Genomic DNA, 23,342 nt, shown 5'->3' with positions numbered 1-23,342 from the left:
CGGCCGCGCCCGCGAAACGTGCTGGATCAAGCCGCTAGAAGCTGCTTGCGGTCGACGCGTTCCTGTTGCGGCGAGCGGGCGTACAACTCGCGATAGCATTTGGAGAAATGCGAGGCGGAAACAAAGCCGCAGGCGACCGCCACTTCGACCACCGGCAACGACGACTGGATCAGCAGGTGCCGGGCGCGGTCGAGGCGGATCTCCAGATAGTAACGGGCAGGGGAGCGCCCCATCTCGGTGCGGAACAGGCGCTCAATCTGCCGGCGCGACAGGTCGACATGGTCAGCGACCTCGATCAGCGAGAGCGGCTCGGAGAGATTGGCTTCCATCAGCTCGATAATGGTCAGAACCTTGGAATTCTGCACGCCAAGGCGGGCGCGCAGCGGCAGGCGCTGGCGGTCGGTCGGGCTGCGCACGCGATCAGTCAGCACCTGCTCGCAGACGCGGTTGACGAGGCTTTCGTCGAAATCGTCGCCGATCAGCTTCAGCATCATGTCGAGCGCGGCGGTGCCGCCGGCGCAGGTGTAGATGTTCTGGTCGATCTCGAAGAGGTCGGCGAAGACATTGGCCTTGGGGAACGCCTCGGAAAAGCCCGGCAGGTTCTCCCAATGGATGGCGCAGCGCTTGTTGGACAGCAGGCCTGCGGCGGCCAGGATATGCGCGCCGGTGCACAGGCCGCCGACGGCAACGCCGCGATTGTACTCCTCGCGCAACCAGGCAAAGGCCGATTTGTTCTGGTAGCGCTCGACATTGATGCCGCTGCAGACGATGGCCATGTTCGGCCGGTCCGGTCCGGACATTTTCTTGCGCTCTTCCTCCAGCGAGGTGTTGACGGCGCATTCGACGCCGTTCGAGGCGCGCACCGGCTTGCCGTCGATGCTGGCGAGCCGCCAGCGATAGGCTTCATAGCCGAGCATGCGGTTGGCCGAACGCAACGGATCGAGCGCCGTCGCGAAGGCGATCATGGTGAAATCGGGGACCAGGAAGAATACGAACGATCGCCGAATCGGGTGCTTTACGACGTTCACGGGTAGATCCTCACGCTGCAATGGCGCGAACAGGATGTCGCGATTAGCATAGCGACATCAGGAAAGACGTTTCCTGTCAATTGGCTAGATGGCAACGGAGCGACTTTATTTGCGACACGGGTCGCAAATGGGCAATCGCTATGCGGCGAAGGACGCGACATGCCGCCGGATCGAGCAAACGAGCCTACGCAGTCTGCGCACACGAAAACGCCGCGTCGGCAAAACCGAAGCGGCGCTGGATCGATTTCGAAGCAGCGCTAGGCTGCTTCCGCCGGGATTGCCGCGTCTCAGGCGACGAAGCCGAGGCGCGCGGCAGCCATGGCACCGGTCTGGCCAGGCATGGTGTTGGCCAGGCGCTGGCGCTCGAGCGCAGTCGTCAGGTTCATTTCGCGACGGGCAAAGAGGCGGGCAAAAAGCTTCATGATCATCTCCATTCGGTTGCTCAGACGGGTCGCCTTCGCTTGATGGAGTGGGGCAGCTCGTTTGTTGATGATGATATAGGCTTACGTGAGGGGAAACTAAATCGCAAAAGCGAAGCACTTGATATGAAAAGCGACACGGAATGCGACAAATTTGGGCATTCTGCCCAGGATTTTCGATTATTTACAATGTGTTGATTGCCAGTGCGGGCTGCTATGCGACTTGCTTATATGCGGCATGCGACGGCGACATGGCTCGGGAAAATCATTGGAGTACAAACAAAAAGGCCTGCCGGGCTGATCTGCGCGGCAGGCCTTCAGCTGTTGATACACACGGTTTACTTTGCTCCAGCCCAGGATCCCACACCATGGCGAGTGCCGGCCTTGGCATCGGCAGCTTCGGGCCAGCCGATATCCTTCTGCAGTTCAATCGGCAGCGCGCGGATGGCGCGTTCCGTCTGGTAGCGGGCACGGGCCTCGCTGAACTCGGTCGCGATCCGACCGATGGATGACAGGATAGACATCTCATTCTCCTTCGCGTTGGGCCGGGTTGTCCCGGCGCTTGCAGCGTCAGGCGGTACACCGGGTTTGTTTCAGCCTCATTTCGTGTCGATTGCAGGTCCGTGTCATGGTTGTTTCGGGACCACTTCGATGCGTCCTGCCTTCGATGGAGTTGACTATCCTCCCAAACTGATGTTCAATCAAACGAAATGGAATGATGGTTTGCATCAGAAAAATTGAAGGTCGCTTGCCATGAACGCCCCACTCAATCATCCGCTGCCGCTGCTCGATCTCGATGTTCTGCGCACTTTCGTCGCAATCGCCGAGACCGGCAGCTTCACCACTGCGGCCAATGCGGTCTTCCGCACGCCGTCGGCCGTGTCGATGCAGATCAAGAAGCTGGAGGACATTCTCGGCCGCTCGGTGTTCGCGCGCGACGCCCGTTCGGTGACGCTGACCACCGATGGCGAGATGCTGCTCGGCTATGCGCGCCGGCTGCTGTCGATCAATCGCGAGGTGGTGTCGAAGTTCATCATTCCAGACATTGTCGGGGTGGTGCGGCTCGGCTCGCCGGACGATTACGGCGAACGTGTGCTGCCGCATGTGCTGAAGCGGTTCGCACAGTCGCATCCATCGATCGCGGTCGACGTCACCATCGACCAGAGCGTCAATCTGCGCCGGCGCATGGACGACCGGGCGCTCGACATCACGCTGCTCACCAACTCCTACAAGACCAGCGCGATTGGCGCCGAAGTGCTGCTCACCGAGCCGATCGTCTGGGCCGGTGCCAAGGGCGGTTGCGCGCATCTGCGTGAGCCGCTGCCGGTCTCATTGTGGGAAGAGGGGTGTGCCTGGCGGGCAGGGGCATTGGAGGCGCTTGGCCGCGAGGGCCGCAACTACCGTATCGCCTATATGAGCGCACACACGGCCGGCCAGCGCGCCGCGATCATGGCGGATCTTGCAGTCGCGCCGCTGCCGAAATCGTTCCTCGGCAGCGACATGGTCGAGCTGTGCCCGAAGGACGGCATGCCTGACATCGGCACCTACAATCTGGCCATGGTGGTGACGCCGGACGCCAGCGCGCCGGTGAAGGCAGTCGCCGATCATATCCGCGCGACGTTTGAGATGTTCAGGGAAACTGGGAAGTTCTGACCCAAACTACGACCTGAGCGGCGCAACCAGATCGCGAGGGGTTCCGTCGCGGTCTGTCCTCTGCAGCGACAACTCTCCTGCCTTGGCATGGTAACTGTCAGTTTCGTTGGTCAAGAAGGCCACTATACTGTCCCGCGCGCGTCGCGCCTCCGGCATGTCGATCAACGGCCAGACATGGAACATGCCTTGCTCGTGGACGATCTCAATTTCGACGCCGGCCGCGCGCGCCTTTTCCGCGAAGATCAGATTGTCGGGGGTGAGCAGATCGCGTGAACCGGTCAGCAGCAGCGTTTTGGGCAGCACCGACAGGTCGCCGTAAACCGGGCTGATGCGCCAGTCGGTGGGATCTATGCCGGCGCTGTAAAGTCGGATCGCCTCGCGGCCGCCGGCAATGCCCAGCCACGGATCGTTGCGTTCGGCCTCATACATTTCTGGGTTGGCGAGCGACACGTCGAGACCGGGCGAAATCAGCACGTGGCGTGATGGCAAGGGCAGGCCATTTTGCGCAGCCATCATCGTCAGCACGACGGCCATGTTTCCGCCGGCGGAATCGCCCATGAAGATGATATCAGTCGCCCTGGTTTCGCCGAACATCTGGCGGTAGACGGCGCCGACCATGCCGAACATGGCGTGAAAGTCGTGTTCGGGAGCAATGGGATAGATCGGCACGGTGATACCGAACCCGAGGCGGTCGGCCATGTCGGCGATCAGCCGCCAATGATAGGGTGTGATTTCAAAGACATAAGCGCCGCCGTGCAGGTAGAGAATCCGCCTCCGCTCACCAGCCTGGGGAGCGATCTCGTAGACGGGAAAGCCGTTGATCGTGCGGGTTGTGATCTCCAGGCGTGACCGCAGCGACGCAGGCGGCTGATGGTTTTCCGTCTTGCGCGCATAGGCGATCCAGCGCTGCAGGTTCTCGGGGCTGGAAAACGCCTTCTTGCGGCTGTACCTGAGGACGAACGACACGACGTGGCTTTTGAGACTGGGCATGCAGATACACGGACTTCGGCTGAGCCGACTAAGAGAACCCCCGACTATTTCGAAGATTGTGTCGCCACCAAAAAAGTCAAGATTGATGCAATCTCAACACGGTCGTTTGATCCCAGCTGTCGACAAAGCGTCCGGCCATGAAGTCTCTGGCCTACCGGCGCAGCTCAACGCCGCGGCAGCAACGCGGCGCGCAGCCAATTGCTGGGTGCAGCCGGAGCCGCATTGCGGCTCCGGCGAATACCGAGCAGCTTGCATTTGTCGATGAATTTCATCCGCGCTGCATGCCTCATCCGACCGAAAGCTGCCTTTCGCTCGAACGCGGCGACACCGGCCAGCCAATGTCCTTTTGGATCTCAGGCGGCAAGCTGTTGAGGATGCGCAGCGACTTGCGCGCTTCGCGTGTTTTCTTGAAGGCCGCACCATAGCGGCCGAGGCTTTCGAACATCGACATCTTGATCTCCTTGAAGCGTTGCGGTGGCCGAAAACTGTTTCCGCCTGCCGTTCGATGCCGGTTAAATGCTCCGCCTATGTATCTGGCGGATTTCACGAAAACGCGTTTTCGTTTCCAGATCGGCGCGATCTGGAAACATTTGCATACAAATGAAAATGGAAGGTCTGACCGCCTAGCGGAGGCGAGTCATCCCCGCCCGCGCCGCGCGGCGTGGCCTTCGCGCGAACGCCGCCGCGGGGCAGCGTCGCCGGCAATGCCGTCTTCGCTCACCGTCTTGCGCGGCGGCAGTTTCACCGCCGCCGACAGCTTGGGAAACGGGTCGATCTTGTTCGGGAGCGCCATGGCATAAACGAAATGTTCCTGGAATTTCGGCTCTAGCGCCGTCTCGATCTTCTCGATCTTGCTAACGGTTTCCTCGATCTCGCGGCGATAGCCACGGTTCAACAGCGCCATGCGGGCGCCGGCGCCGGCCGCATTGCCAACGGCCGAGACCTTGTCGAGGTCGCAATCCGGAATCAGGCCCAGCACCATTGCGTATTTCGGGTCGATGAACGAGCCGAATGCGCCGGCGAAGTGGATGCGGTCGACATGATCGGTGTGCTGCTTTTCCATCAAAAGCTTGGCGCCGGCATAAAGGGCGGCCTTGGCAAGCTGGATAGCGCGCACATCAGTCTGGGTGATGGTGATCTTGGGCTCGCCTTCCTTCAGCACATAGGAGAAGGTGCGGCCATTGGCGACGACGCGAGGCGAGTGGCCGCTCAGCGATCCATCGACGACGCCGTCCTCGGAGATGATGCCGGCGAGATACATCTCGGCGACCACCTCGATGATGCCGGAGCCGCAAATACCGGTGACGCCGGTCGCCTGCACGCTGTCGAGGAAGCCCGGCTCGTCGGACCAGAGTTCCGAGCCGATGACGCGGTATTTCGGTTCCAGCGTTTCAGGATCGATGCGGACGCGCTCGATGGCACCCGGTGCGGCGCGCTGGCCACCGGAGATTTCCGCACCTTCGAAGGCCGGGCCAGTTGGCGATGAGGCCGCCACGACCCGGTGGCGATTGCCGAGCACGATCTCGGCATTGGTGCCGACATCGACGATCAGCATCATCTCGTCCTGGCGGTGCGGCCCTTCCGACAGCGTCACTGCGGCAGCGTCCGCGCCGACATGGCCGGCAATGCAAGGAAGCATATAGAGCCTGGCGCCCTGGTTGAGCTTCAAACCGATATCCGATGCCTTGATGTGCACGGCGCCGGAGACGGCTAGCGCGAAGGGGGCGCCGCCGAGCTCGGTCGGATCGATGCCGAGGAACAGATGGTGCATGATCGGATTGCCGACGAACACGGAATCCAGGATGTCGTTGCGTTGGACGTTGCCTTCGGTGCAGACTTTGTCCACAAGCCCCGAAATGGCCTCGCGCACGGCGACCGTCATACCTTCACGGCCGTCCGGGTTCATCATCACGTACGAGACACGGCTCATCAGATCCTCGCCGAAGCGGATCTGCGGATTGGATGTGCCCGACGAGGCGGCGACGCGGCCCGACAGCAACGACACCAGATGCATGGCGATCGTGGTCGAGCCGATATCGCAGGCAAGTCCGTACGCCTCGTTCTTGAGGCCGGGCCACAAAGCGATGGCCCGTGCGGTCTCGCTGTCGGTGTCCTTGTGGATGGCGGCGGTCGCGGTCCAGTTGCCTTTGCGCAAAATACCTTGCACCTGCGGCAACAGATGGAAGTCGAAATCGAGGCTCTTGAGGCCCCAGTCCTTCATCAGCGCGATCTTCAGACGGTCGAGGTCGCCGAGCGGCTTGTGCATGTCGGGTTCTTCGATCTCGACATAGCACATGCGGATTGCCGCATCGCGGGCGATGACCCTGGTGTCGGCGTCCTTGCGGATGGTCTGCGCGTTGATGACGGTGTCCTGCGGCACGTCGACGACGAGATCGCCGAGAATCTGCGCCGAGCAGGACAGCCGGCGGCGCTCGGGCAGGCCGCGTACGCGCTCGTAGCGCTCTTCCTTGGCGCCCTTGGGCGAGAGGTGATCGTTGGAGGAAACGATCTTGTGCTTGGCGAAATTGCCTTCCTGCACCTCGATCTGGCAACGCCCGCAAGTGGCACGCCCGCCGCACACGCTCTCGACATAGACACCGAGCTGGCGCGCGGCATCCAGAACCGGCGTGCCGACCGGAAACCGCCCGCGCTTGCCCGACGGCATGAACAGCACGAGCGGATCGGTGATGTTGACGGGAGAGTTCATACGTTCCAGACTTTACTTTCTACGCAGCTCGGGTCTTGGCCACGGCAGCGATGCCGCTATGTCTCGGTTCCTCCCCAGTCCTAGGCCCCATATCGTGTCGGCCAAGACCTGGCTCAACCCCGCGCCATACGCGCTTCGCGGCCGCCGCGCCTGCGTCCGCCATTGCCATTGCCATCGCCCGGCGCGTTGACCTGCGTCCGGGCGGCAACGGCCTGGCCGCCTTCAGCAGGCTTGTAGTCCTTGTAGGTCCTGATCCAGTTGGTGCAGTTCTCGTCGGTGCCGTTCAGCACGTTGGCGCCGCGCACCGCTTCCATTTCCTGCGGCCGCACCGGGTTCATGATCGCCGAGGTCATGCCGGCGCCGATCACCATCGGGATGAAGGCGGCGTTGATGCCATGACGGTGCGGCAGGCCGAACGAGATGTTGGAGAGGCCGCAGGTGGTGTTGACCTTGAGCTCCTCGCGCAGCCGGCGTAGCAGGGCAAATACCTGGCGGCCGGCATCGCCCAGCGCGCCGATCGGCATGACCAGCGGGTCGACGACCACATCATGCGCCGGAATGCCGAAGTCGGCACAGCGCTGAACGATCTTCTTGGCGACGGCGAAGCGCACATCGGGGTCCATCGAAATACCGGTCTCGTCGTTGGAAATGGCGACGACGGGAACGTTGTATTTCTTGATCAACGGCAGGATGGCTTCGAGCTTTTCCTCCTCGCCGGTGACGGAATTGACCAGCGGCCGGCCCTTGGCGACCTTCAGCGCCGCTTCGATTGCCGCAGTCACGGAGGAGTCGATCGACAACGGCAGGTCGACCAGGCCTTGCACGATCTCCAGCGTCTGCACCAGCAGCGCCGGCTCGGTGGCGTTGGGATCGACTGCAGTGACGCCGGCATTGACGTCGAGCATGGTCGCCCCACAGGCGGCCTGCTCCAGCGCATCCTTGATGACGGTCTCAAAATTGCCGGCGATCATTTCGGCGGCCAGTTTCTTACGGCCGGTCGGGTTGATGCGCTCGCCGATCACGCAGAAGGGCTGATCGAAGCCGATGATGATTTCTCGTGTCGCCGAGGCGACGATGGTCCGGGTCATGAAATCTCTCCATCGTGATATAAAGAGTTCTTTATATCGTTATCTGTTTCTGATCAAGCGAATGCTGACGATTCGCGCTGTCAATGCGCGGTCTTGACCATGTCGACCTGGGTTTCAGTGAGGTCGTCATGCAGTATGTGGTCGAGCCGGTCGGCAACGAGCTGGTCGTCGCGGCGGATTTCGCGTTTCCACGGCCGGCGACCCTTCAGCACGCCGGATTCGTCGACGATCTCGGCGACGTATTCTTCCTGGCGGTAGGCCATCACATGGACGCCGGATACACCGGGAATTTCCTTCACCTCATTGATGATGTCGATGCAGAGCTGCTTGCCTTCCTTCTTCTGATCCTGGGCGCCTTCCAGGCGCTTGACGATCTGATCGGGAATGTGAATGCCCGGTACGTTGGAGCGGATCCATTTGGCCGTCTTGGCCGAGGCCAGCGGCCCGACGCCGCACAGGATGAAACATTTCTCGGTATAGCCGAGATCGCGGACCTTCTGCATGTAGGTGCGGAACATCGGTACGTCGAAGCAGTACTGGCTCTGCACGAACTGTGCCCCGGCGGCGATCTTCTTGCCCAGCCGATAGGGCCGGAAATCGATCGGCGGCGCGAACGGGTTGATGGCCGCGCCAAGGAAAAGCTGCGGCGGCGTCGTGAGTTTTCGGCCGGACAGGAATTTGCCGTTATCGCGCATAACGCGGCAGGTTTCGAGCAGCGACATGCAGTCGAGATCGAACACCGGCTTGGCGCCGGGCTGGTCGCCGGCCTGCACGCCGTCGCCGGTCAGGCACAGCATGTTGGCGACGCCCATCGCAGCACCCCCAAGCACGTCGCCCTGGATGGCGATGCGGTTCCGGTCGCGGCAGGCGATCTGCATGATCGGGGCATAGCCCATGCGGGTCAGCAGCGCGCAGATGCCGACCGACGACATGTGGCAGTTGGCGCCGGAAGCGTCGACGGCATTGATGGCGTCGACCCAACCGTCGAAAATCCTGGCGCGGTTGTAGACGTCTTCCGGATCGGCGCTGTCAGGCGGATTGAGCTCGGTCGTCACTGCGAACTCGCCGCGCCTGAGGACGCGTTCCAGCCGGCCACGCGAGGTGTGGCCGGGCAGGGGATCGAGCGGCAAATGGATGCCGGCCGGATTCTCGTCTGGCTGACGGCCGATCATGCCGACGCTCCGGTCTTCGTAGTATTCCGGGCCGCATTGCGGGCGGCCGCGGCCTGCGCGGTGACCCGCAGCCACGCGGAGGTTTCGCGCAAGGACTGATCCACCGGCTTCTGCACTTCCAAAATCTTGTCGCCATGCACCATGTTCCGCGAACCTTCCCAAGCTTTGACCCAGACGCAAGGCATGTCAGGCTCGACCTCGCAATTGCCGTTGGCGCGGACACCGCCGCAAGGGCCGTTGCGCAATTGCTTGGGGCAGTTCATTGGGCACGACATGCCGGTCGAGGAAAGGATGCACTGGCCGCACATGCGGCAGTCGAACATGAAACCCTTGACGCGCTTTTCGACGAATTTCACAGGCCCTTCGACACGGCTGTAGCCGATGCCCTTCCACAGCGGATGGAGGAGCAGGAACATGTCGGCGAATTTGCCATAGAACCATTCGAGCAGCCGCGAATGCCGCACAGACCAAAGGCGCACCGCGAAAGAGCGCTGCACACGCCGCTGTGGCGACACGTCGGCCGGCTTGTAGTCGGATTTCGGCGCCGCCTTCTTGACGATGGTCGCCTGGGTCACGCCGGCTTGAGCCGTCGTCGCCGGCATTGATTGGGGATCAGACATTTTCTTTGCCCCCCGCCTTGACCAGAGCGACCAGCCGCTCACGGTCGTATTTCGCATCAAGTTCCTGAAGAGCCTTCTCGGCCTCGGCTTCAAGATCGTCACTGACCGGGAGGGGTTCTGCCTTGCGCCATTCGGCAAGATAGTCGTCGGTGCCGCCAGCGCCGGTGCGCATGGCGCACATGTCGATCGCCTCGGTGAAGCGCAGCGGCAGTTCGCGCTTGGCGTTCTGCCGGCCCTTCTTGACGATGACCTGGGCGGGGATGTCGCGCCAGTAGACGACGATCAGATCGGCCATAATTTCCTGCTCCTGCAGAGCGCCGTGCGTCCAATCGGACGCACAAACGATGCTCTACCATTTAACTCCGCTGCATCGTGCTCTCCGAAGATCGATTCCGATCTTTTGGCCAATGCAGTGGTTTCGAGCATTGCCGGAAGCGCTGTTGGGCTGCTTGTTATGGGACGACGCGGGGGCCTTCAAAAGCGACGCAATCGACGGCCGCGGTTGAAAGCGGAGTTTCTTCCAGCACTGGTCAGCCGGCGCGGCCATCGTAGCTGCCGACCAGCTTCCTGTGGAAGCGCACGTAACCTCGTTCGGTCGTGCGTAAATGCTCCGCGACGATGTCATGGAAGCGCGGCAGGCGGTGGAAGGGAACGGCCGGATAGGAATGGTGCTCGGAATGGTACGGCATGTTCCAAGCCACGAAGCGCACCAGCCTTGTGGTGAAGGTGGTGCGGGTGTTCTCGAGCATGTTGGCGACATGCGGGCACAACGCGTGCTCGGCCAGCAGGTAGGCACGCAAAAACGGCTGTCCGACCAGCACCGGCAAGATCCAGACCCACAACAGCAGCGCCGACTGCGCGGCGAGCGATGCGGCCAGCAATGCCGCATGGCCGATCAGGAACAGCCGTGCTTCGGCAACCACCTTGCCGCGGCCCTTTTCCGGCACAAAGCCGTCGCGGTTGCGGCCCGCCGCATTGGTTGCGATCACACGGCCCATGGCGATCCAATAGGGGCCGCCTGACAGATAGCGCAGATATTGGCTGATGGTCTCCGGCTTCGGGGCCATCAGTTCGGGGTCGTTGTCCGGGTCGTGCGTATGGCGGTGATGGGCGAAATGGAAATAGCGGAACCATTCCGGCGGCAGCAGGATCAGGAAGCCGGCCACGGCGGCAACAGCGCGATTGAGCCACGCCGTCCTGAACGCCGTTTCATGGATGGTCTCGTGCAACAGCGTGAAGAAGAAGACGATCAGGATTCCCTGCGGCAAGACGAGCAGCGGCCAGAACGGGATGCGGGCGGCGATCAGCGCGCCTAGCAGGATAACCAGCCCGGCATGGACCGCCAGCCGGACAATGCCTGGCCGGTCAACCCTGGCGGTGAGGTCGCGACGGTCCTCGACCGAAAGGCCGGCAATGATGGTGCGGTGGTCGATGTCGCTCATGATGCAATGTTAGTGGCGGGTGGCTGTCCGGTAAATCGGCGCGTCACCAGACGCCGTTCCTTATCCCCGTCCAGAGATAAAACCATACCGTCGGATGATACCATTGTTTCGAAGGCAGGCCGGGATCCACCGTGCCGACCTTGCCGGCCAGCGCATCCCTGACCGCTTCGACGCAGATGTCGCGCGAGAAGGCCGCCTGCCGCAACGCGTAGCTTGAAATTGTGTCGCCCGGCTGCGGTTTGCCACGCGTCTGCCGCAGCACGCCGCCAGTGTCGACGCCGGCGTCGACCAGATGTACGGTGGTGCCGAAGTTCTCCGCATCGCCTGAAGCCAGCGCCCAGTAGCCGCCGTTCATGCCGCGATATTTCGGGGCGATGCCGGCGTGGTAGTTGAGGACCGGGCAAGGGATTTTCGCCAGCGTCTGCCGCGACAGCAAGCGGCAGCCGGCGAGCAGCACCACACCCGGCTGGATTTCCGCGATCGCCTGCAGGCACTCCGGCGCGTTGGCCGACGAGACATAAATGATCTTTTGCCCAGGCTTCGGTTCGGTTTGCAGCTTCTGCCCGGCGGCAAGCCGTGCTGCGTGGCCGGCGAAGAAGCGCTTGCCGAGGCGCGTCAGCACCATCGTGCCGAGTTGACCGATGGCCGAGGTCCAGCCTTGCCGCCGCGCCCGCGCGAGAAGCAATTGCTTTTTGGATTCAGGAGCTTCGAGGATGACGCTGACCGGGCCGAGTTGATCGGCGACGGCGTTGACGATCGCCCAGATATGCGGGCCGCCTTCGGTGACGACGACGATCGGCCGTTGGTTTGTTTTCGACAGTGCCATGCTCTGCGACCCCCCCGCAAAGAACCTGTTCTTTGCGCGCGAATGCTAGGCTGACCGGGTTAACCCCTGGTGATCGGGGCTCAGCGCTTGAATTCGAGGATATCGAGCTTCGATTCGTAATAGGGCGCCGGGAACTCGATGCGCCATTCACTGGCGCTGTTGCGGAAGGCATAGCCGACCTGATCGCTTTCCGGGCCGCTGCCGTAGGGCTTTGCCGGATCGTCGTTGACGTGGAAGGAACCGAGATAGATCGCGCGTTTCTCGCCATCGTCGAAGAAGCGGCCCTTGGTGCGCTGCGAGCCGGTGATCTTTTCCAGTCTCCAGCCGGAGCCGTCGTCACTCACCTTGCATTTGAACCAGCCATAGATGACGAGCGGGCTCAATCCGCCGGCCTTGATGGTGCGGCATTGCCATTTGCCGGTCAGGTCCCTGTCAGAGAAGGGAACCAGCGGCTTTGCCAGCAAAGCGTCGAGCTGCTTGACCTCGGCGGGATCGCCGGCCTTCGCCTCGTCAAGCGCTGCCTTGCGCGTCTCGCCATATTTGTTGAGCCGCGCCTTGTCGGCAGCCGTTATCAGCTTCTGCACCTCGCCATCGGCCAACGCGGGCATGGTCAAGCAGAGGACAGTTGCTGCGGCAAACATGAGGCGAGCGATCATCGGTGGCGTTTCCCTTTTGTTGGCTGGAGCAGGCTGTTTTCTTGTCTGGCGCATACCTTAATGTTTCGCCGCGTTCTGTCATCCGTGCCTGAGCATCGACAGCAGAAACGAGGTGCAAAAGAATGCGGATCTTGCTGACGGGATCGTCCGGTTGGCTGGGCAGCGCCTTGGCGCCGCGCCTGCGGGCTCTTGGTCATGACGTCACCGGCCTCGATCCCGTCCCATCCTCGGAAACGCGAATCGTCGGCTCAGTCGCCGATCGCGACCTGGTCATGAGGGCGGTCGAGGAGAACCGCATCGAGGCCATCATCCATAGCGGCGCGCTGCACAAGCCTGACATCGAACGTCATCGCAACGAGGATTTCGTCGAGACGAATGTGCGCGGCACGCTCAACCTGCTCGATGCGGCAGCAGCTTTTGGCGTTCAGCGCTTCGTGTTTACGTCGACGACATCGCTGATGATTTCCGAGTCCATACGCACCGGCTTCACCGGCGGGGCGCGCAAGGCGGCATGGCTGACGGAAGACATGTCGCCTGAACCGCGCAACATCTATGGCGTCACCAAGCTTTCAGCCGAACAGCTCTGCCGGCTCTATCATTTGCAGTTCGGCCTGCCGGTGATCGTGTTGCGCACCGCCCGGTTTTTTCCCGAGGCGGACGACATGGCGCACGTGATCGAACAGTCGGATGCCAACACCAAGGCCAATGAGCTGTTGTTCCGCCGGCTGACGGTGGAGGACGCAGCCGACGCCCACATCGCTGCCCTGGAGAAAGCGCCGCAATTGGGCTTCGACACTTTCATCATCTCGGCACCGACGCCTTTCCAGCCCGAAGATTGCGCGGCCTTGATCGCCGACGCGCCGTCGGTCGTCGCGCGCTATTTTCCGGATTATCCGGCACTCTACACGAAGAAAGGCTGGACGATGTTTTCGTCGATCGACCGGGTCTACGATGCGTCGCGGGCGAGGAAGCGGCTGGGTTTCGTCTGCAAGACGAGCTTTGCCGATGTGCTTGCCGCCCTGGCGATCGAATAGAAGCGCGGCTATCATCGCAAAACGTTTGCGCGGGGAGGTGCATGTTGGGGGTGACGATCCATTTTGAGGGACAGCTGCGCGAAGACGAGCACTACGCTGTGCTATTGCGGGAAGTGGAGGCGTTTGCTGTCACTCGAGGCTGGCCGTTTCGGAAAATAGACGAAGCCGAAATGGTTCTCCATCGGGTCGTTGATGAACGCAGCGTGGACTATCTCGGCCCGGTTATAGGAATAGAGCTTCTGCCGCATCCCAAGTCGGAGCCCCTTCGGTTCGAGTTCGACAGGCACCTCTTCATGCAGCAATTTTGTAAGACCCAGTTTGCCGGGTCGGACGCGCATATCGAAATCATCGAGCTGCTCCGCAAAGTTGCTCCTCTTTTCGACAAGCTCGATGTCTTTGATGAAGGCGAGTACTGGGAACTGGGCGACTCCTCAATTCTGCAAGTCAACCTCGACACCGTCGAAGCCCTGATTGCAGAGGCGTTGCGCAAGGATCCAACTGCAAGGGGACCGATCCGGTTAGAAAACGGCCGCGTTGTCGATTTCGTGTCGGATCCGCAACCGGCGAGCAAATAATCCGAAGCGGGGCGTCTAACGGACGTCCTCCGGATGTGAGGCCACCCGCTTAAGTTCGCCCGTCAGGTCACCATAGCCGGTCGAGCGCCGCTCATAAGCGAGGCCGAGCATTTTCGCCGCCTTTTCGGCGACCTTGTCGAGTTCCGGGTCGTCGGTCTGGGCGATATAGATCAGCTTCTCGTAATTGCCGAAATAGTCCTTGATCAGCTCCGGGTGCTTGTCCAGACCGAGCGGCTTCATGAAGAAGGCATCGAATTGCCGGCAGAGGAAATCGGTCATGTAGAACGACATCATGTCGTCATCGGCGACCTTCGCATAGGCATCCATGCCCTGGTAGAAGGCAAAGCAATGCGGCCCGGCCATACGCTCGACGCCGTGCTTCTCGCAGATCCGGTCGAGCAGGCCACCCGTGCCGCAATCGGCATAGCCGACGAATATGTGTCTGTAGCCGTCGGTCTTGGCCTTCTCGATAGCCTTGTCCATGGCCGGCGCGATGCGGTCCGGATAGAAATGGAACTCCGCCGGCAAGCAGGTCAGGTCGAGATGGTCGAGCCCGAGCTGCTCCTTGACCGCCAAAACTTCGCGCGCAATCATCCCGCAGGCGATGACGAGCAGCCTGTCGCCTTGATCGGATTGTTGTTTTCGCGCGGTAGTCATGGAACCAGTCTAATCCATCTTCGTTGCTGTCCAGCGAATTTATATCCTGAGGGAGACACCATTCATGAAATTGTTCCGCGTCGCGCCAATCGCTATTCTCGCCTGCGCCTTGGCTGTTTCGGCCTGCGCCAACACGGTGCGCGGCGTCGGTAAGGATATCAAATCCACTGCGAAGGCTGTTGACGATACCGTCAAGAAACCCTGATCCGCACGGCTCTAAATATTTGGGAATAAAAAAGCCGCACTGCAAGGCGCGGCTTTTCTCGTCGGTGCCGGACTTATTGGCTCAGGCCGAAGCGCGGACGTTGTGCTTGCGCTTCATGAAGTCCTTGGCGGTCTCGACCGCCACCGCGGCGTCGCGGCAATAGGCGTCGGCGCCGACGGCTTTGCCGAATTCCTCGTTGAGCGGTGCGCCGCCGACCAGCACGACATAGTCATCGCGAATGCCCTTTTCCTTCATCGTATCGATGACGACTTTCATGTAAGGCATGGTCGTCGTCAGCAGCGCCGACATGCCGATGATGTCGGGCTGGTGCTTTTCGATGGCATCGAGATATTTTTCGACCGCATTGTTGATGCCGAGGTCAATGACATCGAAGCCGGCGCCTTCCATCATCATGCCGACCAGATTCTTGCCGATGTCATGGATGTCGCCCTTGACGGTGCCGATCACCATCTTACCCTGCTTCGGCGCGCCGGTGGCGACAAGCAGCGGACGCAGGATGAACATGCCGGCCTTCATCGCGTTGGCCGACAGCAGCACTTCGGGAACGAACAGGATGCCGTCGCGGAAGTCCTCGCCGACGATGCGCATGCCCTCGACCAGAGCCTCGGTTAACACCTTGTAAGGCGCCCAGCCGCGCTCGAGAAGGATATTGGTGCCTTCCTCGATTTCTTCCTTCAACCCGTCATAAAGATCGTCGTGCATCTGCTGCACCAACTCGTCGTCGGAGAGTTCCGAAAGGATGATCTCGTCGTCGGCCATTTTTTCTCAGGCTCCTTGCCGGCTACAACTGTTGCGGCAGCTTAAAAATATCGCGTCAATACCTAACCCGCACGGGCCGGTTGTCCATAGCTGATTTGCGACTTCCCGCAAAACGAAAGCGACCGTAAATCTCTTGGAATTCTTGTCGATTTTGCGACAGGCGTTGGCGCTGGCGGGCCGTTTCGAATAGGGTGCATGGCTACGATCCGGCCAGAGACCGCAATATGCGGCCGCAAACGGATTTCAGGCCGGTGCAAGAGCCCGGCCGGAGTAAATCAGGCCAGAACGAAAGCCAGGGAAGAACGATTATGAGTGAGAACGCGCCGGTCGATCAGGAAGCGTCAAACGCACGGCGCGGGCGCGCTGCCAGCGGTGGCGCCGCAGCCCGACGGGCTGCACGTTCGGGCGGCGGCCCCGGCACACAGCTCACCTATATCAAGCGCAAGATCAACGTCTATGAAGTGCTGGACGAGGAAGGGCTGGCGCTGATCGAAAAGAACACCGACACGGTGCTGGAGGAGATCGGCATCATCTTCCGCGACGACGCCGAGGCGCTGCAGCTTTGGAAAGAGGCGGGCGCCGACGTCAAGGGCGAGCGGGTGCATTTCCCCAAGGGCCTCTGCCGCTCGCTGTTGAAGACCGCTCCGTCCGTCTATACCCAGCACGCCCGCAACGGCGAGCGCTCGGTGCAGATCGGCGGCAACGCGACAGTGTTCGCGCCGGTCTATGGACCGCCCTTCGTGCGCGATCTCGACGGCGTCAGGCGCTATGCGACGATCGAGGATTTCCGGAATTTCGTGAAACTCGCCTATATGGCGCCGTCGATCCATCATTCGGGCGGCACGGTTTGCGAGCCGGTCGACGTGCCGGTCAACAAACGGCATCTCGACATGGTCTACAGCCATATCAAATATTCGGACAAGCCGTTCATGGGCTCGGTGACCGCGCCCGAGCGCGCTGAAGATACGGTGGCGATGGCCAAGATCGTGTTTGGTGACGATTTCGTCGAGAACAACACGGTGCTGACCAGCCTGATCAATGCCAACTCGCCGATGGTCTTCGACGAGACCATGCTGGGAGCGCTGAAGGTCTATTCGCGCCACAATCAGGCCTGCATCGTCACGCCGTTCATCCTTGCCGGTGCGATGAGCCCGGTGACGGTCGCCGGCACGCTGACCCAGGTTTTGGCCGAGGTTCTGGCCGGGGCGTCGTTCACACAGCTGATCCGGCCGGGTGCGCCGGTGCTGTTCGGCACCTTCGCCTCGTCGATCTCAATGCAGTCTGGCGCGCCGACCTTCGGCACGCCGGAGCCGTCGCTTGTCTCGTATGGCGCCGCACAGCTTGCCCGTCGGCTCGGCCTGCCGTTTCGCACCGGCGGTTCGCTCTGTGCTTCAAAAATCCCCGATGCGCAGGCCGCCTACGAGAGCGCCAACACGCTCAACTCGACGATCCTCGCCGGCACCAACTTCGTGCTGCATTCGGCCGGCTGGCTCGAGGGCGGTCTCGCCTCCTGCTACGAAAAATTCATGATGGACATCGACCAGCTCGGCATGACGCAGAAGTTCTCCGAGGGTGTCGACCTGTCGGAAAACGGCCAGGCGATGGATGCCATCCGCCAGGTCGGCCCAGGCAGCCACTATCTCGGCTGCGATCACACCCAGGCCAATTTCCAGACCGCGTTCTACCGCTCCAACATCGCCGATAACAATTCCTACGAGCAGTGGCTGGCCGAAGGCGAAAAAACCGCGCCGCAGCGCGCCAACGAGCTCGCGCGCCGCTGGCTCGAAAGCTACGAGGCGCCGTATCTCGATCCGGGCATCGACGATGGGCTGAAGGACTTCATCGCCAGGAAGAAGTCGTCGATGGCCGACGCCTTCACCTGAAAGGAGCCCGAATCAGGCGGGGCTAAAGTCGCCAACATCATCCACAAGGAAGTCTGGCGGAGTGCCTTCTCCGACCCGGACAAGAAGGGGTGATCCCGAGCGCGGCATGACTGAAACCATCGCGGCAGCGCTTTCCGCCTCCGGCCTCATGCTTCGCGGCGGCTTCAATTTTGCAGGTGGTGAAGAAACACCCTCCGGTCTCTCCGGCGTCGCCGCCAAATCCGTGCTGCTGGTGGGGCAGGCGGGTGCCGCACCTTGGCCGCACTTCCTGCGCTGGTTGGAGAAACAGTCACAGCCGATCGACGATCCGCTCGACAGATGGTCGCGCGAAGTGATCGGCGCGGTGGCCGGAAAATTCGGGGCGCGCGCCGTGTCACCGTCCGACAGGCCTTATCTGCCGTTCCAGCAATGGGCGATGCGTGCGGAGGGGCTGAAGCCGTCGCCGCTCGGCATTCTCATGCATCCGAAATACGGGCTCTGGCATGCCTATCGCGGCGCGCTGCTGTTCGAAAATGAGATTGCGCTCCAAGAACCCCACGACGTGATTCACCTTTGCGATACATGTTTGGAAAAACCTTGCCTGAAATCCTGTCCGGTCGAGGCTTATTCTGCGAATGGTTTTGCACATGAAACCTGTCTGGCCCATGTGCGCGGGCAAAACGGCGCGCCCTGCCGGACCGGCGGCTGCCTCGAACGCAACGCCTGTCCTTACGCTACCGATTATCGCTATCCGGCCGAGGTTCAGGCCTTTCACATGGCAGCATTCGCGCGTCTGTAGCGTCGCCGAATGCCGCACGAAATCTTGAAGCAGATCGCCTCATTACAGCTTGCCGCGACGGTCACCGCGGGTATCTATCGCACGTCAGATCAACGGAGCGGATGATGGCCACGCAAGCGATGCAGATCAAGACAAGCGACGGCATTGCCAAGGCCCGGCTGTACCGTTCGGCGGCCCCAGCCAAGGCAGCGATCATCCTCTACATGGACGTTTTCGGTCCGCGACCGGCGCTTGATCAGATGGCGGAGCGGCTTACGGGCGAGGGCTATGCGGTGCTTGTGCCGGACCTTTTTTACCGCAATGCGCCCTACGGTCCGTTCGATCCCAAGACTGCGTTCGGCGACGAGAGGAGCAAGGCCGCCATCACAGGTCTCCTGGGCGGCACGACCCAGGAGATGACGATCCGCGACAGCGGCGCTTTCCTCGATGTGCTCGCTGCCCAGGGCCTAACCGGGCCGGTCGGCATTGTCGGCTATTGCATGGGCGGAGCGCGGGCGCTGAACGCGGCGGCCAGCTATCCCGATCGCATCGCCGCCGCGGCCACTTTTCACGGCGGCAATCTGGCTGGTGACGCAGCCGACAGTCCGCATCGGAAGGCCGCCTCGGTCAAGGCAAGGGTCTATATCGGCACTGCCGGTGTGGACCGCAGCTTTCCGCCGGAGCAATCGGCGCGGCTGGCCGAAACACTGCGCGCCGCCGAGGTCGATCATGTCATAGAGAACTATGCCGGCATGGCGCATGGCTGGTGCATGCCGGACCATAGTGCCTTCGATGCAGCCGGCGCCGAACGCCACTGGAAGCGGCTGACGACGCTGTTTGCGGAGACGCTCGGCCAAGGCACGCCAACCATTACGACGTGACCGCCCGCCAAAAAATTCTTTCCATCGCCCCAAGGAACCGCCATTAGCCTTCGTCCAACAGGCAAATGATGGCGATGATGCTGGACGAAAGCGAAGCCTCCGACGCCGAACTGATCGGACGGGCGAAGGGCGGAGACCGGGGTGCTTTCGGCAAGTTGCTCGAAAGGCACTATGGTTTCGTCTATCGCGCCGCCTATCGTTGGTGCGGGAAAAAGGCCGACGCCGAGGACATCGCCCAGGAAGTCTGCGTCCGGCTCGGGCGGGCGATCCGCGACTATCACGGCAGCGGTGCCTTCACGACGTGGCTCTACACCATGACGCTGAATGCGGCGCGCGACATGATGCGCAAGACCGCCCGCGAGACGGTCAAGACCGAGGCCTATGGCGCCTATGCGCTGATTTCGGGGGAAATCTCGGCTGAGCCGGAAGACCCGGCCGAGACGCTCTGGGCAGCGGTGCGCAAGCTGCCGGACAAGCAGCGCGATGCGGTGCTGCTGGTTTATGGCGAAGGGCTGAGCCACGCCGCCGCCGCCGAGGCGATGGCGATCTCGGAGACGACGGTTTCCTGGCACATCCATGAAGCGAAGAAACGGCTGAAGACGCTGATGCGTTCAGCCGGGGAAGTGTGACCATGGTCGACGACAACGAACTGAACAGACTGCGCGACATCGCAGCACCGGCGCCGGACGCGGACGCAAAGGCGCGTGCCCTCCAGGCCGCGCTGCGCGCCTATGACATGGAAGAAAAAACTTTGCCGGGCGCCCAAGGATCGGTGAGCGGGCTTCGTCTCACAGAGCGAGCACAAAGGCTCTGGAGCGAAATCATGCAAAAGAAACTCTTCGCCACGCCGGCCATTGCCGGGCTCGTTGCCCTGCCGATCGCCGGATACGCTACCATTTATATGCTGGGGGAATCCAAATTCGGCGGGCCCGAATTCGGCGGGGATAAGATCACCGAAACGCTGGCTGACAAACCGGCGACCGTCAAACCGCCGGTCGTTGCCGAAGCGGACAAGCAGAAGAAGGCGGACGCCGACAGTGAAAGCCGCGACACCGGCGAGGCGCTTGTGGCGCCGACATCGCCGCCGAAGGCGGAATCGACCGCGGTCGGCGGGCTGACGCAGCAGGATGTGCTCAGCCGCAATGCACCCGAACCGGCGCAGAGCGGCGAGTTCGCGTTGGATGGGGGTGCAAGCTCCGCGGCTCCGGCAGTCGATGGCGGCGCGCGGGTCGGACGCGTGCCTGGCACGGTTGCCGAGCCCAAGCTGATGGCACAGCAGCCCGCCGCTGCGCCGGCCGACCAGATGCTGCCGCAAGAGGAAAACCGCGACCGCGTCGAGAATTTCAAGACCAACCCGGTGCATGCCGCACTTGAAGACCCGGTCTCGACCTTCTCGATCGATGTCGACACCGCTTCCTATTCCTTCGTCCGGCGCTCGCTGAAGGAAGGCTTTATCCCGCAGGCCGACACGGTTCGCGTCGAGGAGATGATCAACTACTTCCCTTATGCCTGGAAGGGACCGGACTCCGCCTCGACGCCGTTCCACTCGACCGTCAGCGTCATGCCGACGCCGTGGAACGAGCACACCAGGCTGATGCATGTCGCAATCAAGGGTTTCGACGTGAAGCCGGCCGAGCAGCCCAGGGCCAATCTGGTCTTCCTGATCGATGTGTCGGGCTCGATGAACGAGCAGGACAAGCTGCCGCTCCTGCAGTCGGCCTTCCGGCTGCTTGTCAACAAGCTGAGACCTGACGACACCGTCTCGATCGTCACCTATGCGGGCGATGCCGGTACCGTGCTGGAACCCACCAAGGCTTCGGAAAAGGACAAGATCCTCGCTGCCATCGACAATCTGACATCCGGCGGCTCGACGGCAGGCGAGGCCGGCATCAAGGAAGCCTACAGGCTGGCGCAGAAATCCTTCGTCAAGGACGGCATCAATCGGGTGATGCTCGCCACCGATGGCGACTTCAATGTCGGCCAGACCGACGACGACGACCTGAAGCGGCTGATCGAAAAGGAGCGCAAGACAGGCGTATTCCTGTCGGTGTTCGGCTTCGGCCGCGACAATCTGAACGACCAGATGATGCAGACCATCGCCCAGAACGGCAATGGCACTGCTGCCTACATCGATACGTTGGCGGAGGCCGAGAAGGTGCTGGTCGAGGATGCCTCCTCGACACTGTTCACCATCGCCAAGGACGTGAAGATCCAGGTCGAGTTCAACCCGAACAAGGTCTCGGAGTACCGGCTGATTGGCTACGAAACCCGCGCCTTGAACCGAGAGGATTTCAACAATGACCGGGTCGATGCCGGCGAGATCGGCTCAGGTCATTCAGTCACCGCGATCTACGAGATCACGCCTAAGGGCAGCGGCGGCGAACAGATCGACCAGCTGCGCTACGGCCAGGCCTCGGTGAACAATGGCGGTGTCGCCAATGCCGACGAATATGCTTTCGTCAAGATCCGTTACAAGCTGCCGAACGAGGACACCTCGAAGCTGATCACCACGCCGGTAACGTCAACCAACGAGGTGGCGTCGTTCGACCAGGCCAGCACCGACCAGCGTTTCTCCGTTGCCGTTGCTGCCTTCGGCCAGAAGCTGCGCGACGAGGATGCGACCGCGAAGTTCGGCTACGACAAGATCATGCAGATTGCCACCGCCGCCAGAGGAGCCGACCCGTTTGGATACCGGTCCGAGTTCCTCTCGCTTGTGCGCCTTGCCTCGGCGCTCGGCGGTAACCGGTAGTGGCAATGACGGCCGGTTTCTTCAGATGGGATCGTTCTGATAGGGGGAGCCGGCCTACGGGCGGGTGAGGCAGGCCGGCGAGGGAAACCTTGCCGGCCTTTTTTCGCGGCCGCACTGCTTCGCGCGGACCATGTCGCAGACGAAAGCGTCAGGCGCGTCCGCGGCGCCGCTCGCGGCGGGCTTCGCTGGTCTCGGCGACGTTGACCGTAGCCTGCTTGTTGCGCATCGGGCCGATGCGTTCGACGATCTGCTCGACGGTCGGGCGATCCGACTTGGTGTGCGCATCGAGCGCCTTGCGCATGGCGGCGAGGTGCTGGAACGAGGTGCCGCAGCAGCCGCCGACGATTTTGGCGCCGGCATCGACGGCGAGGCGCACATAGTCGGCCATCAGCTCGGGTGTGCCGGAATAGTAGATCTCGGCACCGCGAAATTCGGGAATGCCGCAATTGCCCTTGACGATCACCGTTGCTTCCGGCTTCGCCTCGGTCATGTCGAGCAGCGAAGCGAGAATGTCGGAGGCGCCGACACCGCAATTGGCGCCGACACCGAGCGGTGTCTGCGACAGGCCGTCGACGACGCCGTGGATGTCCTTCGGCAGCAGTCCCATCATGGTGCGGCCGGCGGTGTCGAAGGAGCCGGTATAGGTATAGGGCAGGCCGACGCGGATGGCGGCTTCGGCGGCGGCGCGGATTTCGTCAGGCGCCGACATGGTTTCGATCCAGGCGACTTCGGCGCCGCCGGCCTTCAGCCCCTCAATCTGCTCGGCAAAGGCTTCGACCGCCTCGTCATAGGTCATGGCGCCGAGCGGCACCAGCAGCTCGCCGGTCGGGCCAACGGAGCCGGCCACGATCACCTTGCGGCCAGCGTTGCCGGCGACGGCGCTTGCGATCTCGGCCGCGCGCTTGTTCAGCGCATAGACGCGGTCCTGCGCGTGGTGCAGCTTGAGCCGATGGCGGGTGCCGCCAAAAGAGTTGGTCAGGATGATGTCGGCGCCGGCATCGACAAAGTTCTGGTGCAGGCTGGTGATGGTGTCGGGCGCGGTCTCGTTCAAGAGCTCGGGAGCCTCTCCGGCCTCAAGGCCCATGGCGAACAGATTGGTGCCGGTGGCGCCATCGGCGAGCAGGACGCCCTTTTCGGCAAGCAGAGCGTCGATCGGATTGGTCATGTGAAATACGCCTTCCCGGAAGAATAACTGAGATAAGGATATAAAGAATTCTTTA

The 23,342-nt window shown here is 61.9% G+C and carries 25 protein-coding genes; 9 read left to right on the top strand and 16 right to left on the bottom strand.

Going from position 1 to position 23,342, the window contains the following annotated elements; translation table 11 throughout:
- Positions 1 to 26 precede the first annotated feature (26 nt).
- From NKI52_RS28765 to NKI52_RS28755, 3 genes are all read right to left on the bottom strand, one after another.
- Positions 27 to 965 (bottom strand): GlxA family transcriptional regulator, encoded by a 939-nt coding sequence (locus tag NKI52_RS28765; RefSeq protein ID WP_348625928.1) that lies wholly within the window; start codon positions 963 to 965, stop codon positions 27 to 29.
- 350 nt (positions 966 to 1,315) lie between these two features.
- Positions 1,316 to 1,450 (bottom strand): hypothetical protein, encoded by a 135-nt coding sequence (locus NKI52_RS28760; protein WP_013894968.1) that lies wholly within the window; start codon positions 1,448 to 1,450, stop codon positions 1,316 to 1,318.
- Between the two features lie 335 nt (positions 1,451 to 1,785).
- On the bottom strand, positions 1,786 to 1,971 hold the full coding sequence (locus tag NKI52_RS28755) for a hypothetical protein (protein ID WP_352452109.1): 186 nt from the start codon (positions 1,969 to 1,971) through the stop codon (positions 1,786 to 1,788).
- Between the two features lie 229 nt (positions 1,972 to 2,200).
- On the opposite strand from NKI52_RS28755, the gene NKI52_RS28750 reads away from it, so the two are divergent.
- Positions 2,201 to 3,100, top strand: a complete 900-nt coding sequence (locus NKI52_RS28750; RefSeq protein ID WP_023676521.1) for a LysR substrate-binding domain-containing protein — start codon at positions 2,201 to 2,203, stop codon at positions 3,098 to 3,100.
- Positions 3,101 to 3,106: 6 nt separating this feature from the next.
- On the opposite strand, the gene NKI52_RS28745 is transcribed toward NKI52_RS28750, so the two are convergent.
- The 10 genes from NKI52_RS28745 to NKI52_RS28700 form a co-directional block, all read right to left on the bottom strand.
- Positions 3,107 to 4,090: an alpha/beta hydrolase gene (locus tag NKI52_RS28745; protein ID WP_352700444.1), complete on the bottom strand. Its 984-nt coding sequence runs from the start codon at positions 4,088 to 4,090 to the stop codon at positions 3,107 to 3,109.
- 286 nt (positions 4,091 to 4,376) lie between these two features.
- Positions 4,377 to 4,541 carry a hypothetical protein gene (locus NKI52_RS28740; RefSeq protein ID WP_352700443.1) on the bottom strand — a complete coding sequence of 55 codons (165 nt, stop codon included), beginning with the start codon at positions 4,539 to 4,541 and terminating at the stop codon, positions 4,377 to 4,379.
- 186 nt (positions 4,542 to 4,727) lie between these two features.
- Positions 4,728 to 6,797: an ASKHA domain-containing protein gene (locus NKI52_RS28735; protein ID WP_352700442.1), complete on the bottom strand. Its 2,070-nt coding sequence runs from the start codon at positions 6,795 to 6,797 to the stop codon at positions 4,728 to 4,730.
- Between the two features lie 113 nt (positions 6,798 to 6,910).
- Positions 6,911 to 7,885, bottom strand: coding sequence for a methyltetrahydrofolate cobalamin methyltransferase (locus tag NKI52_RS28730; protein WP_023676516.1), 975 nt, complete (start codon positions 7,883 to 7,885; stop codon positions 6,911 to 6,913).
- Between the two features lie 80 nt (positions 7,886 to 7,965).
- Complete coding sequence (locus NKI52_RS28725; RefSeq protein WP_023676515.1) at positions 7,966 to 9,057, bottom strand: methylenetetrahydrofolate reductase; 1,092 nt, start codon at positions 9,055 to 9,057, stop codon at positions 7,966 to 7,968.
- Complete coding sequence (locus NKI52_RS28720; RefSeq protein WP_352454616.1) at positions 9,054 to 9,677, bottom strand: methylenetetrahydrofolate reductase C-terminal domain-containing protein; 624 nt, start codon at positions 9,675 to 9,677, stop codon at positions 9,054 to 9,056. The genes NKI52_RS28725 and NKI52_RS28720 overlap by 4 nt, the downstream gene beginning before the upstream one ends.
- On the bottom strand, positions 9,670 to 9,972 hold the full coding sequence (locus NKI52_RS28715) for a virulence factor (protein WP_352452105.1): 303 nt from the start codon (positions 9,970 to 9,972) through the stop codon (positions 9,670 to 9,672). The genes NKI52_RS28720 and NKI52_RS28715 overlap by 8 nt, the downstream gene beginning before the upstream one ends.
- A gap of 235 nt (positions 9,973 to 10,207) precedes the next feature.
- Positions 10,208 to 11,119, bottom strand: coding sequence for a fatty acid desaturase (locus tag NKI52_RS28710; protein WP_352587653.1), 912 nt, complete (start codon positions 11,117 to 11,119; stop codon positions 10,208 to 10,210).
- Between the two features lie 43 nt (positions 11,120 to 11,162).
- On the bottom strand, positions 11,163 to 11,945 hold the full coding sequence (locus tag NKI52_RS28705) for a formyl transferase (RefSeq protein ID WP_352587656.1): 783 nt from the start codon (positions 11,943 to 11,945) through the stop codon (positions 11,163 to 11,165).
- A gap of 80 nt (positions 11,946 to 12,025) precedes the next feature.
- Positions 12,026 to 12,601, bottom strand: coding sequence for a DUF4893 domain-containing protein (locus NKI52_RS28700; RefSeq protein WP_023676510.1), 576 nt, complete (start codon positions 12,599 to 12,601; stop codon positions 12,026 to 12,028).
- Between the two features lie 122 nt (positions 12,602 to 12,723).
- On the opposite strand from NKI52_RS28700, the gene NKI52_RS28695 reads away from it, so the two are divergent.
- A complete protein-coding gene (locus NKI52_RS28695) occupies positions 12,724 to 13,635 on the top strand; it encodes an NAD-dependent epimerase/dehydratase family protein (RefSeq protein WP_031211725.1) in 912 nt (303 codons plus the stop codon).
- A 44-nt stretch (positions 13,636 to 13,679) separates the two neighbouring features.
- Positions 13,680 to 14,210: a hypothetical protein gene (locus NKI52_RS28690; protein WP_156937334.1), complete on the top strand. Its 531-nt coding sequence runs from the start codon at positions 13,680 to 13,682 to the stop codon at positions 14,208 to 14,210.
- A gap of 15 nt (positions 14,211 to 14,225) precedes the next feature.
- Here the strand turns inward: NKI52_RS28690 and NKI52_RS28685 are convergent, their stop codons facing one another.
- On the bottom strand, positions 14,226 to 14,867 hold the full coding sequence (locus NKI52_RS28685) for a DUF1638 domain-containing protein (RefSeq protein WP_023676508.1): 642 nt from the start codon (positions 14,865 to 14,867) through the stop codon (positions 14,226 to 14,228).
- Between the two features lie 64 nt (positions 14,868 to 14,931).
- Between NKI52_RS28685 and NKI52_RS28680 the strand changes: the two genes are divergently transcribed.
- Positions 14,932 to 15,072: an entericidin A/B family lipoprotein gene (locus NKI52_RS28680; RefSeq protein ID WP_023676507.1), complete on the top strand. Its 141-nt coding sequence runs from the start codon at positions 14,932 to 14,934 to the stop codon at positions 15,070 to 15,072.
- Between the two features lie 81 nt (positions 15,073 to 15,153).
- Here the strand turns inward: NKI52_RS28680 and NKI52_RS28675 are convergent, their stop codons facing one another.
- Entirely contained in the window at positions 15,154 to 15,852 is a 699-nt protein-coding gene (locus tag NKI52_RS28675) for a cobalamin B12-binding domain-containing protein (protein ID WP_023676506.1), read from the bottom strand.
- Positions 15,853 to 16,160: 308 nt separating this feature from the next.
- Between NKI52_RS28675 and NKI52_RS28670 the strand changes: the two genes are divergently transcribed.
- From NKI52_RS28670 to NKI52_RS28650, 5 genes are all read left to right on the top strand, one after another.
- Positions 16,161 to 17,735, top strand: a complete 1,575-nt coding sequence (locus NKI52_RS28670; RefSeq protein WP_352587662.1) for a trimethylamine methyltransferase family protein — start codon at positions 16,161 to 16,163, stop codon at positions 17,733 to 17,735.
- A gap of 148 nt (positions 17,736 to 17,883) precedes the next feature.
- Positions 17,884 to 18,513 (top strand): hypothetical protein, encoded by a 630-nt coding sequence (locus NKI52_RS28665; protein WP_352587665.1) that lies wholly within the window; start codon positions 17,884 to 17,886, stop codon positions 18,511 to 18,513.
- Between the two features lie 104 nt (positions 18,514 to 18,617).
- Entirely contained in the window at positions 18,618 to 19,373 is a 756-nt protein-coding gene (locus tag NKI52_RS28660) for a dienelactone hydrolase family protein (RefSeq protein ID WP_023676503.1), read from the top strand.
- Between the two features lie 68 nt (positions 19,374 to 19,441).
- A complete protein-coding gene (locus NKI52_RS28655) occupies positions 19,442 to 20,002 on the top strand; it encodes an RNA polymerase sigma factor (RefSeq protein WP_023676502.1) in 561 nt (186 codons plus the stop codon).
- A gap of 2 nt (positions 20,003 to 20,004) precedes the next feature.
- On the top strand, positions 20,005 to 22,122 hold the full coding sequence (locus NKI52_RS28650; protein ID WP_023676501.1) for a vWA domain-containing protein: 2,118 nt from the start codon (positions 20,005 to 20,007) through the stop codon (positions 22,120 to 22,122).
- Positions 22,123 to 22,270: 148 nt separating this feature from the next.
- Here NKI52_RS28650 and bmt read toward each other — a convergent pair whose 3' ends face one another.
- Positions 22,271 to 23,287 carry a betaine--homocysteine S-methyltransferase gene (gene bmt, locus NKI52_RS28645; RefSeq protein WP_352454606.1) on the bottom strand — a complete coding sequence of 339 codons (1,017 nt, stop codon included), beginning with the start codon at positions 23,285 to 23,287 and terminating at the stop codon, positions 22,271 to 22,273.
- Between the last annotated feature and the right edge of the window lie 55 nt (positions 23,288 to 23,342).

Source organism: Mesorhizobium sp. M0590 (assembly GCF_040320905.1).
GTDB lineage: Bacteria > Pseudomonadota > Alphaproteobacteria > Rhizobiales > Rhizobiaceae > Mesorhizobium.
This window is presented reverse-complemented; position numbering and strand designations above follow the sequence as displayed.